The 10,413-nt window shown below is 70.1% G+C and carries 11 protein-coding genes and 1 pseudogene; 6 read left to right on the top strand and 6 right to left on the bottom strand.

Annotated features, from left to right (window positions below):
• Positions 1 to 156: 156 nt before the first annotated feature.
• The 4 genes from CCN39_RS22845 to CCN39_RS22860 are packed head-to-tail and all read right to left on the bottom strand — an operon-like array spanning position 157 to position 3,698.
• On the bottom strand, positions 157 to 1,116 hold the full coding sequence (locus CCN39_RS22845; protein ID WP_086845135.1) for a glycine betaine ABC transporter substrate-binding protein: 960 nt from the start codon (positions 1,114 to 1,116) through the stop codon (positions 157 to 159).
• Positions 1,113 to 1,895: an ABC transporter permease gene (locus CCN39_RS22850; RefSeq protein WP_086845137.1), complete on the bottom strand. Its 783-nt coding sequence runs from the start codon at positions 1,893 to 1,895 to the stop codon at positions 1,113 to 1,115. Before CCN39_RS22850 ends, CCN39_RS22845 begins: the two co-directional genes overlap by 4 nt.
• The gene (locus CCN39_RS22855; protein WP_086845155.1) at positions 1,892 to 3,058 is read right to left on the bottom strand and encodes an ABC transporter ATP-binding protein; all 1,167 of its coding nucleotides are present in this window, start codon (positions 3,056 to 3,058) and stop codon (positions 1,892 to 1,894) included. The genes CCN39_RS22850 and CCN39_RS22855 overlap by 4 nt, the downstream gene beginning before the upstream one ends.
• Positions 3,051 to 3,698 (bottom strand): ABC transporter permease, encoded by a 648-nt coding sequence (locus CCN39_RS22860; protein ID WP_086845139.1) that lies wholly within the window; start codon positions 3,696 to 3,698, stop codon positions 3,051 to 3,053. Before CCN39_RS22860 ends, CCN39_RS22855 begins: the two co-directional genes overlap by 8 nt.
• 292 nt (positions 3,699 to 3,990) lie before the next feature.
• On the opposite strand from CCN39_RS22860, the gene CCN39_RS22865 reads away from it, so the two are divergent.
• The 4 genes from CCN39_RS22865 to CCN39_RS22880 all read left to right on the top strand — a co-directional run bounded on the left by CCN39_RS22865 (position 3,991) and on the right by CCN39_RS22880 (position 6,892).
• The gene (locus CCN39_RS22865) at positions 3,991 to 4,485 is read left to right on the top strand and encodes a hypothetical protein (protein ID WP_086845143.1); all 495 of its coding nucleotides are present in this window, start codon (positions 3,991 to 3,993) and stop codon (positions 4,483 to 4,485) included.
• A 74-nt stretch (positions 4,486 to 4,559) separates the two neighbouring features.
• Positions 4,560 to 5,315 (top strand): YcnI family copper-binding membrane protein, encoded by a 756-nt coding sequence (locus CCN39_RS22870; protein ID WP_086845145.1) that lies wholly within the window; start codon positions 4,560 to 4,562, stop codon positions 5,313 to 5,315.
• On the top strand, positions 5,316 to 5,864 hold the full coding sequence (locus tag CCN39_RS22875) for a copper resistance CopC family protein (protein WP_167455156.1): 549 nt from the start codon (positions 5,316 to 5,318) through the stop codon (positions 5,862 to 5,864).
• Complete coding sequence (locus CCN39_RS22880) at positions 5,864 to 6,892, top strand: copper resistance D family protein (protein ID WP_086845147.1); 1,029 nt, start codon at positions 5,864 to 5,866, stop codon at positions 6,890 to 6,892. Before CCN39_RS22875 ends, CCN39_RS22880 begins: the two co-directional genes overlap by 1 nt.
• 212 nt (positions 6,893 to 7,104) lie before the next feature.
• Here CCN39_RS22880 and CCN39_RS22885 read toward each other — a convergent pair whose 3' ends face one another.
• Positions 7,105 to 7,992: a phosphotransferase family protein gene (locus CCN39_RS22885; protein WP_086845149.1), complete on the bottom strand. Its 888-nt coding sequence runs from the start codon at positions 7,990 to 7,992 to the stop codon at positions 7,105 to 7,107.
• Between the two features lie 22 nt (positions 7,993 to 8,014).
• Positions 8,015 to 9,400: a helix-turn-helix transcriptional regulator gene (locus CCN39_RS22890; RefSeq protein WP_086845151.1), complete on the bottom strand. Its 1,386-nt coding sequence runs from the start codon at positions 9,398 to 9,400 to the stop codon at positions 8,015 to 8,017.
• A 317-nt stretch (positions 9,401 to 9,717) separates the two neighbouring features.
• On the opposite strand from CCN39_RS22890, the pseudogene CCN39_RS22895 reads away from it, so the two are divergent.
• Both CCN39_RS22895 and CCN39_RS22900 read left to right on the top strand, forming a co-directional pair.
• Positions 9,718 to 10,057 (top strand): annotated as a pseudogene (locus CCN39_RS22895) (hypothetical protein).
• A 12-nt stretch (positions 10,058 to 10,069) separates the two neighbouring features.
• Positions 10,070 to 10,413, top strand: a 344-nt coding sequence (locus tag CCN39_RS22900; RefSeq protein ID WP_086845153.1) for a hypothetical protein, incomplete at its 3' end; no start/stop codon positions are given.

The following is a 10,413-nucleotide window of genomic DNA, read 5'->3' on the forward strand; positions in this document are numbered from 1 at the left end:
ACCGTCCGTAGTGACAATCGCGGCTTCGGGGTGGTGGGCCAACGAGAGCGAGCCGGAACAGCTGCTGCACCGGCTGGGGATCTGACGGCACCGGCCGGCACCGCGAAACTGTCGGTGCCGGCCGGTAGTGTCGAGAACGGGGGGCGCCCCCGCGGGCTACTGAACGAAGCCCTTCTTGACCATCCAGTCGTGGGCGACCTTGCCCGCGTCCTTGCCGTCGACGTCGACCTGCTTGCAGAGCTCGATCATCTGCTCGTTGTCGATCGCCGCGCTGACCTTCTCCAGGGGGCCGCGGACCTCCGGGTGCTGCTTCAGCCACTCCGTGCGCAGCGTCGCCACCGCGTTGTACTGGGGGAACGCTTTCTTGTCGTCCTCCAGCACCCGCAGGTTCAGCCCCGAAATGCGGCCGTCCGTGGTGAAGACCTCGCCGACCGGGCAGGTTCCGCTCGCCACCGCCGAATAGATCGTGCCGATGCCGAAGTTCTTCACCGTCGGGTTCTGGAAGCCGTACGCCTTGACCGCGGCCGGGAAGCCGTCCTGGCGGCTGGTGAACTCCGTCTCCAGGCAGAACACCGCCTGGTCCGGCTTCTGCTTGATGAAGGCCGCCAGGTCGGACGTCGTCTTCAAGTTGTTGGCGGCGCCGTACGCCTCCGTCACCGCGAACGCGTACTGGTCGTTCAGGGGCGAGTAGTTCAGCCACGTGACGCCGAACTTCTCCTCGTCCGCCTTGGCCGTCGCCTCGTACTGGGCCTTTTCGCCGCCCGGGACCGGGAGCTCGTTGCCCTGGTAGTTGATCCAGCCCGTGCCGGTGTACTCCCACGTCACGTCCGTCTGGCCGGACAGCAGCGCCTGGCGCGACGAGTTCGACCCCTTGATGTCCGAGAGGTCCACGACGTCCGCGCCCGCGGCCGTCAACGCCATCTCGGCCATGTACGCCAGGATGATGTTTTCGGTGAAGTCCTTGGACCCCACCGTCACCTTCACCCCCTGCAGGGCCGGGATCGGCTGGATCGAGCCCGGCTTGATGTCGTACGGCACCGCCTGGTTGATCGTCAGCCCGCAGGACGACAGCGTCACGCCCAGCAGCGCCACCGCGAACAGCCTCCGGAGTTTCATCGCAGCCCCTTCGGTCCGAAGAACTGTTCGGCGACCGCGCCCAGCCAGTCGACCAGCAGCGCCAGCGCGACGGCCAGCACCGAGCCGGTCACCAGCACCGGGGTCAGGTTCAGCTTGTAGCCGGTGTCGATGAGGAGCCCGAAGCCGCCGGCGTTGACGAACATGCCGAACGTCGCCGTGCCGACCGCCAGCACCAGCGACGTGCGCAGGCCGGCCAGGATCAGCGGGACGGCGAGCGGCAGTTCGACGCGCCAGAGCACCGCGCCCGCCGACATCCCGATGCCGCGGCCGGCGTCGATCAGGGCCGGGTCGACCTGCTGGATGCCGACCATCGTGTTCCGCAGCACCGGCAGCAGCGAGTAGAACGCCAGCGGCAGCGCGGCCACCCAGATCCCGCCGGTCGCGCCGGTGATGATGAACCACAGCACCAGCACGCCCAGCGCGGGCGCGGCCTGGCCGATGTTCGCGACGGCCAGGAAGATCGGCGCCAGGAAGCGCGCCCACGGCCGCGTCACCAGGATCCCGAGCGGCACCGCGACCAGCACGACGATCGCCGTCACCACGAGCGTCATCAGCAGGTGGTCCCACAACGCCGTGAACAAGGTCGGCGCGTTGAGCGTCTCCTTCTCCGTCGCGTTCAGGCCGCTGGAGAACACGGCGACCAGCGTCACCGCGACGATCACCAGCACCGCGATCGGCTGGGCGAACAGCCGGACGCGTTCCGCGCGTTTCGAGCCGGACTCGGTGCTGAAGCCGGTGTCGACGGCGGCCGTCGTCATGCGGACACCTCTTCACCGTTCGTGTGCTCGTCGCGCAGCTGCTGGATGGTCGCGATCACGGTGTCCAGCTGGATGGTGCCCGCGTACTCGCCGCGCGCGCCGGTCACCGGCACCGAACCGCCCTCGGCGAGCATCGCCTCGAGCGCGTCCTGCAGCGTCGACTGCAGGCTGACCACGTCGCGCAGCGGCTTGCCGAGGTTGGCCAGCGAGGACGCCGACGTGAGTTCGCGCGCGTGCACCCACCGCGTCGGACGGCGGCGCGCGTCCAGCACGAGCGCGAAGTGCCGGCGCGACTTGTCGAGCTTCTCGCGCACCGACGCGGGCGACTCGTCGACGGTCACGGTGAGCGCGTCCTGCTGGAGCTCGACGTCGCGGACACGCAGCAACGTCAGCTGCTTCAGCGACGCGCCCGCGCCCACGAAGCCCGCGACCGTGTCGTCCGCCGGGTTCGCCAGGATCGCTTCCGGGGTGTCGTACTGCAGGATCGTCGACTGGTTGCCGAGCACCGCGATCTTGTCGCCCAGCTTCACGGCCTCGTCGAAGTCGTGCGTGACGAACACGATCGTCTTCTTCAGTTCGCCCTGCAGGCGCAGCAGCTCGTCCTGCAGGTTGCCGCGGGTGATCGGGTCGACCGCGCCGAACGGCTCGTCCATCAGCAGCACCGGCGGGTCCGCGGCGAGCGCCCGGGCCACGCCGACGCGCTGCTGCTGCCCGCCGGACAGCTGGCGCGGGAAGCGGTCGCGGAAGTCGGCCGGGTCCAGTCCGACCAGGTCCATCATCTCCTCGACCCGGTCGTTGACCTTCTTCTTGTCCCAGCCGAGCAGGCCCGGCACCACCGCGATGTTCTGCGCGACGGTGAAGTGCGGGAACAGCCCGGCCTGCTGGATGGCGTAGCCGATGCGCCGGCGCAAGGTGTCGACGTCGAGCTTCAGCGCGTCCTCGCCGCCGATGGTGATCCGGCCGGACGTCGGCTCGATCAGCCGGTTGATCATCCGCATGGTGGTCGTCTTGCCGCAGCCGGACGGGCCGACGAAGACGACGATCTTGCCGGCGGGCACGACCATCGAGAAGTCGTCGACCGCCGGGGTGCGGGTGCCGGGGTACCGCTTGGTCACGTTCTCCAGCTCGATTTCGACGCCGGAGACTTCCTCGTTCTCAGCCACGGACACCCCTAGAGATGGTGAAGCGCTTGATCAGGACGTAGACGCCGTCGAGCAGCAGAGCGAGGATGACCACCCCGACCGTGCCGGCGACGGCTTGGTTGAGGGAGTTCGTGCTCCCCGCGTTCGTGAGCCCGGAGAAGACCTCGGCGCCGAAGCCGGGCCCCTTCGCGTAGGCGGCGATCACGGCGATGCCCATCAGCATCTGGGTGGCCACCCGCATGCCGGTGAGGATCGCCGGCCAGGCCAGCCGCAGCTCGACCCGGGTGAGCACGCCGAAGCGGCTCATCCCGATGCCCCGGGCGGCGTCGGTGATCGCCGGGTCGACGCCGTCGAGCCCGACGATGGTGTTCCGGACGATCGGCAGCAGGCCGTAGAGCACCAGCGCGATCACGGCGGTCGTCGGACCGAGCCCCGAGATGGGGATCAGCAGGCCCAGGAGGGCGAACGACGGAACCGTCAGGATCGTGCTCGCCAGCGCCGTGGCCACCGCCGAACCGATCGGGCTGCGGTACACCGCGACCCCGATCAGCACGCCGAGGACCGCGGCGATGATCGTGCACTGCACCACCATGCTGGTGTGCAGGTAGGCCTCCAGCCACAGCTTGCTCGCCCGGTCGGAGATGTAGTCGAAGAGGTTCATCCGTGTCCGCTCTCCCGCCCTTCGCGCCGGCCTTCACCCGAACGGGCTAGTTCCTGACCGACGGCTCAGTACCCACGGCAAGACCGGTCCAAACCCCGGTCTTCGGCCCACCGTGGCCTACCGGCCGGAGATCGGCAACAAATTGCCTGAACCAGCGCGTGGCGCGGGCCGTGAACTCGGTGTGTGCTCAGTTCACGGGATCACACGCTCACGACGGAACAGGTCCCTTAGGCTGCTCCTCATGAGCGATCCGGCACGGCGACCCGCCGTGCTCGGAGCTACCCGTGGCACATTGCTCGCCGTGAGCGCCGGGACACTTTCGGTAACCGCGCACCGGGTCGCCGACGGCGGTCTGCCGGATCCGGCGATGACCGTCCTGCTCACCGGCCTGTTCGGCTGGACGGCGGCCGCGCTCGCTCGCAAGGCACGCGGCCCCGTCGCCACGATCGCCCTGCTGGGGGCCGCCCAGCTGGTGATGCACCTGCTGCTCACCACGCTCGCCGGCCACCACGACGTGTACGCGACGCCCGGGCCCACCGGGCTCGGCATGATCGCCGCGCACGCGATCGCGACCGTGCTCACCGCACTGCTGCTCGCCCGCGCGGACTCGATGCTCCTCACGGTGCTGGCCGTGCTGCGCGCGATCCTGCCGCGGCTGCTCACCCCGCTGCGGGTGCCGTCCGCGGCGCCCGCGCTCGTCCCGGCCCGCGTGACCGGCCCGGACCACCTCGTCGGCGTCGACCTGCGCCGGATCCGCGGGCGGCGTGGGCCGCCCGCGCACTCCTGAACCCCAGCTCGTCCCCGCACCGGCCGGTCCCCGGACCGCGCCGTCCCTTTCTTGCGTTCATCAGGAGTGAACCCATGTCCCAGCACGTCTTCAAGCGCGCCGGTTTCCTCGCCGCCACCATCGGCGTCGCCGGTCTCCTCGGCACCGGCGTCGCGTCCGCCCACGTCACGGCCAACGTCTACGGCCCGCAGCCCACGAAGGGCGGCTACGCGGCGATCGTCTTCCGCGTGCCCAGCGAGGAAAAGGACCCCGTCACCACCACGAAGGTCACCGTCGACTTCAAGGCGGACTACGGCATCGGCTCGGTCCGGACCAAGCCGGTTCCCGGCTGGACCGCCCAGGTGACGAAGTCGAAGCTGCCCGCCCCGATCACCAAGGACAACGGGACGCAGATCACCGAAGCCGTCACCGCGGTGACCTGGACCGCGCAGGCGGGCAGCGAGCTCAAGGCCACCGACTACCAGGAGTTCTCGGTCTCCTTCGGCCCCCTGCCGACCAACGTGGACCAGGTCGAGTTCCCGGCCCACCAGACCTACAGCGACGGCAAGGTCGTCGACTGGAACCAGCCGACCCCGGCGAACGGCGAGGAGCCGGAACACCCGGCACCGGCCGTCAAGCTGGCCGCGAAGTCGGAGGGCGACGAACACGGAATGGCCGCGAACACGGCGACCACCACCGGGGAGCACACTGAAGCCGCGGCGGCGTCCGACAACACGGCGCGCTGGCTCGGCGGGGCCGGCCTGCTCGTCGGCGCCATCGGCCTCGGCGTCGGGGCCGGCGCGACCATCCGGGCCCGCAAGGCCACGGCCAAGTCGGGAGGCAACAGCTAAATGCGCAGGGCGCTCGTCGCGCTGGCGTTGACCGCGGTGGCCGTGCTCGGCACGGCCACCCCGGCGCTGGCCCACAACGTGCTGATCTCCTCGGACCCGGCGAACGGCTCGTCCGTCGCCACCGGCCCGGCCAAGATCAGCCTGACCTTCGACCAGTACGTGCAGGGCGCGGACGTCAACCAGATCGCGGTGACCGGCCCCGGCGGCGGCCAGTGGGCCGAGGGACCGATCGGCGTGGTGAACAACGTCATCAGCGCGCCCCTGCGGCCGCTCGGACCGGCCGGGAAGTACACCGTCGGCTACCGGGTGCTGTCCGCGGACGGCCACCCGGTGACCGGTGAGTTCAGCTTCACCCTGACGGCCGCGGGCACCGGCACGCCGGCGACCGTCGACGCGGCGAGGTCGCCGGGCGGCTCCTCGTCGGCGGCACCGCAGTCGTCGTCGACCGGGGTGCCGATCTGGGTCTGGATCGCCGGCGCCGTCGTGCTGCTGGCGATCGGGCTGACCGTCGCCCTGCGCTCCGGCGGCAAGATCGAAGAGAAGAACTGATGACCCAGGCCGAGGCCACCACGAAGGTCCGTTATTCGACACTGCTCTGCGTCGTGACGGCGGGCCTGCTGGGCGCCCTCATCGGTGTCGCGCTGACCGCCACCACCCCGGTTCCCGGCGTGGTGCAGCCCGACGCGGTGGTCTCGGCCGGCATCCCGGTCGTCCGGGTCCTGCTCGACCTCGCCGCGGTCACCACGATCGGGCTCGCGCTGCTTTCCGTGCTCGTCGGCTACGACCGGCCGAAGCTCACCGAGCCGGTCATGCGGCTGGCCCGCCCGGCCGGCGTCGCGGCCGCGCTCGTCTGGGCCACGGCCGCGGTCGTCGCGCTGATCCTGCAGACCGCGGAGTACAAGCCGGGTTCCTCGACGCTCTCGCCGGCCGACCTCGGCCAGTACATCGCCGAGGTCGGTGCCGGGAAGGCGCTCGTCATCGTCGCCGCGCTCGCGCTCGTCCACGCCGGCATCGGTGCGCTGGCGCTGCGGTTCGGCGAGAAGGTGCCCGCCGAAGTCCGCGTCGGGCTCGGCCTGTTCGCGCTGCTGCCGCTGCCGGTCACCGGCCACGCGTCGAACTGGAACTACCACGACTACACGATGATCTCGATGGAGCTGCACGTCATGAGCGCCGTCGCCTGGACCGGCGGCCTCGGCGCGATGACCGTGCTCCTCGTGGCGAACCGGACGCTGCTGGCGCACGCGCTGCCGCGGTTCTCCAAGCTCGCGACGCTCTGCCTGGTCATCTCCGCCGCCACCGGGCTGTTCAACGGCCTGGTCGAGATCTCGCTCAACCCGACCATCGGGTTCTGGGCGGCCATCTTCACGACGCCGTACGGGCAGCTGCTCATCCTGAAGCTCGTCTGCACCGGCGTCATCGCGCTGCTGGGCGCCAACGTCCGCTGGCGCCTGCTGCCGCGGATCGTCCGGCACGACCGGACGGCGCTCGCCGCCTGGGCGACGCTCGAGCTGACGGTGATGGGCCTGGCGTTCGGGTTCGCCGTCGTGCTGACGCGGGCGCCGGTCGTCGCCTCCTGAACCGTCGTCACCGCAGGTAGGACCCGGTGCGAAGTCACCGCGAGTAGCTGCAACTTGCGCATTGGGATGATCCGGCATCCATTGGGGGTGACTGGTCGGGCAGAACTTTCTACCCAGAGCGGACCGGCTTTTGGATGCGACGAACGGTCATTTGCAGTCGGCGAATGCACGTGCAGATTGTGGTGTCGATCACACCAAGTGACAGATGACGGTCAGCGGTAACGCGTCCAGCGTGCGGCTGTCCGGCCGCTCCGGAGATCGTCCAGACGGCGGAAGAGCTCGGGCCGGACCTGCGGCCGGCTGCGCAGGATGGGCAGCACGCTGGTCGTCAGCTTCAGCTCCCGGATGCCGCGGAGCACGGCGAACCCGGACCACGACGTCACGTCGAAGCCGTACGCCGCGGCGAACGTCCGGTACGCGACCTCCGGGTCGCCGAAGCGCTCACGGCCGACCGCCAACGGCGTCAGGTCCCATTCCGGCGGCCCGACGCACGAGGAATCGAAGTCGCAGAGCACCGGACCGGCCGGCCCGGGGATGACGTTGCCGGGGTACGCGTCCCCGTGGACCAGGCCCCTGGGCAGCGGGAACTCCAGCTCGGCCAGCTCGGCTTCGAGTTCGGCGCAGCGGCCGAGCAGGAATTCGCGGTCGGCGTCGCTGATCTCTTCGGCGTCGGACACCCGGGCCCGCACCGCGGCGAACGGCGCCCACTCGGCGAGGCCGGGCGGCGGGGGCAGCGCGTGGACCTGGCGCAGCAGCCGGGCCAGGTCGACCGACGTCGCCGCCCGGCCGATGCTCGGCACCTGGTGCCAAACGGTCACCAGGTGGCCGCCGACCTCCATGGGCTGCTCGACGTCGGCGAGGAGCCGGATCGCCGGAACGCCGTGGCGTTCGAAGTGCCGGGCCACGCGCACGACCGTACCGACGCGGTGCCGCAGCTGCGTCGAGCCGACGATCCGGACCACGAAAGGCGCGGTGACCAGCGCGTACACCGCGTTGTTCGTGAAGCGCAGCAGCCGCGCGCCCGCCGGGTCGAGACCCAGCAGCGCGCAGGTCTCGGCCAGCACGCCGCGCAGCTTGCCCGAAGTGAACCGGCCGTCCAAAACCGCGCCGGCGCCTTCGGCGTCAGGCGGCGTAGAAAGCGTGGAGGCGGTCGGCGAGGTCACGGGCGTCGGCGTTGTTGCGGCGGCGCTCGGCCTCTTCCTGCAGGGGCCGCATCCGGTCCTTGACCCGCTCGGACTTGATGCCCTCGGCGCAGTCGATGGCCTTGCCGCCGACCTTGGCGCCGTGGTCGAGGTCGCCGTCCAGCAGGTGGTTGGTGGCGAGCGCGCTCAGCATGAACGTCTTGGAGCGGGCCATCTCGTCGTCGTAGGACTCGACGGCCCTGGTCAGCGCCGGGATCGCGTACTTGGTGTGCTCGGCGTTCTTCTGCGCGAGGACCGTGTGGACGGTGCCGACCATGGCGTAGACGTCGGTCTCGTTGAAGAACTTGACCCACGACTCGGCTTCGGCCAGGTTGGCGCGCTCGAACTCGTCCTTGCTCCGGCCGAGCAGCTTCACCGCCTGCTCTTCGTTGCCCATCATCGCGTAGGCCCAGGCCTCGTTCGCGCAGAGCACGGAGACGGCCAGCTCGGAACCGCTTTCCTGAGCGGCGATCTGGCCCAGCTGGAACAGCTTCAGCGCGTCGTTGGGGGCGTCCTGGTGCAGGTAGACGCGGCCCATGCGGTAGAGCACGTTGGCCACCAGCGGGTGGTTCTCGCCCTGCTTGGCCAGGTCCAGCGCGTTCGCGAAGTGGCCGCGGGCGGAGTCCATCAGACCGGTGTCGAAAGAGGTCCAGCCGGCCAGGGAGTGCAGGTCGGCGAGCGCGACGTACAGGCGGTTCTTCACCATCTCGGTGCCGTGCGCTTCGAGCATCTGCTGTCCCCAGGACAGCTGCGCCACGACGGCGTCGCGGCAGAACCCGCCGCCGTACTGGTAGTCCAGCGCCCGGAGCGCCCGCGTCGCGGCTTCGACCTGGCGGACGTCGGTCATGCCGATGCGCCCGGGCGCCGGCGTCCTGGCCGGTCCGGCCGACCAGGTGCCCGATTCCGGGCCGAACACCGCCGCACCCATCGTGACCTGGGCAGCGTGCGCGAGGAACCTCCGTCGCTTCACGGACTCGTCCTCCTCAGCCTGCTGGCCGTCGGCGGAGCCGACGACCCGTATCGCCGTGGCCTCGTCGTAGGCGAGGCCCATGTACCCACGGGGGACGCCCAGGCCATCGGCGATCCTCGTGAGCACGTCGTAGGCCATGACCTGGCGACCCTTGAGGATCTCCGACACCTCGGACTGGGACTGGCCGGTCATCGCGGCGATCTGGCGCTGCGAGACACCGTGTTTGCGCAGGAGCCGGTACACGGCGCTGATCTCGCGCGACGCGAGAGCCGTTCTCATCTCCGGCTGCTCCCACGCGTCAGCGGGAACTGCGTGGCTCTGCCGGGCTTCGGCACTGCCACCGTTACTGGCGTCCATCGCGCCCCCTCCACTGTCCGGTCGGGCGTCTGTGAAACAGCGTAGGCAAACCTGGGGAACCGTGTGAACAGCCGAACTGGTGCCCTGATCGGTCGGGGCGAAGTCCGCTGACCGCTTACCGTGGAACCGAGCCCAGTCACCGCTATGACGCCGATTCCACCTTCTATCGCACTCGGTTTCACCTCACTGTAGTTGTCAGATCTCCGTCACCGGCCGCACACCGGTAGCGATCACGGAGAGCTACGAAAACCGCAGCGTTGTGACAAGGCGATGTTGCAGAAGGCATCTTCGGACACTTTGACAGAGCGGAGAAGGGCGTGGAGTTCGTGGACTCGTTCGCAGGGGGACATGCCGGCACGGCGACCCGCGCCGTGCGGCCGGCGACGGTGTCTCCCGTCTCCGCCGTCCGCCCCGTAGTGCCGGACGCTCGCGGTGGACCCCCGCACCGCGAGCGTCCGGCACTACGAGGGCGGTCAGCTCGTGTGGCGCGTGCAGTGCGGCGACCTCATCAGCCGCGAGCGGGCGGTCACGGTGTTCGTGGAAGACAACCAGGTGGTACTGGTCTCGCCTCCCGGTGAGACCGCGCGGTTGACGTCCGGCCAGCTCGGACAGCTGCGCGCCGCGCTCAACGAAGCCGCCAAGATGGCGGAAAGGTAACGGTGAGCTGACATGGATCAGGTACTCGGGCAGGTCCTCCGCAATGCGGTCTGGGAGCGCCTCGACATGCTGACCGACCTGGCGAACCGCGCCGACGCCCAGTCGCTCGTCTCGGTCGCGCGCTCCGAACTGCCCCGGTTGACCGAGGCGTGGCGCGCGATGCTGAAGATGCACGAGCCCGACGAGCGCGGCGACTGCCCGACCTGCTCGACCCGGTGGCACCGCTGCAAGGCGCCGTGCTCGGTCTGGCAGGTCGCGCACGAACACCTGGTAGCCGGCGGCCTGGCCCCGCAGCAACAGTCCGCGACGGACAGCCGGCTCCAGGGCCGACGCAAGAGCCCCGTCCCGGCCCACCC

The sequence above is a fragment of the Amycolatopsis kentuckyensis genome (assembly GCF_002155975.1).
GTDB classification, from domain to species: Bacteria; Actinomycetota; Actinomycetes; order Mycobacteriales; family Pseudonocardiaceae; genus Amycolatopsis; species Amycolatopsis kentuckyensis.

Coding starts and splice junctions, on each gene's coding strand:
- CCN39_RS22845 (WP_086845135.1), bottom strand. CDS start 1,116: ATGAAACTCCGGAGGCTGTTCGCGGTGGCGCTGCTGGGCGTGACGCTG.
- CCN39_RS22850 (WP_086845137.1), bottom strand. CDS start 1,895: ATGACGACGGCCGCCGTCGACACCGGCTTCAGCACCGAGTCCGGCTCG.
- CCN39_RS22860 (WP_086845139.1), bottom strand. CDS start 3,698: ATGAACCTCTTCGACTACATCTCCGACCGGGCGAGCAAGCTGTGGCTG.
- CCN39_RS22870 (WP_086845145.1), top strand. CDS start 4,560: ATGTCCCAGCACGTCTTCAAGCGCGCCGGTTTCCTCGCCGCCACCATC.
- CCN39_RS22875 (WP_167455156.1), top strand. CDS start 5,316: ATGCGCAGGGCGCTCGTCGCGCTGGCGTTGACCGCGGTGGCCGTGCTC.
- CCN39_RS22880 (WP_086845147.1), top strand. CDS start 5,864: ATGACCCAGGCCGAGGCCACCACGAAGGTCCGTTATTCGACACTGCTC.
- CCN39_RS22890 (WP_086845151.1), bottom strand. CDS start 9,400: ATGGACGCCAGTAACGGTGGCAGTGCCGAAGCCCGGCAGAGCCACGCA.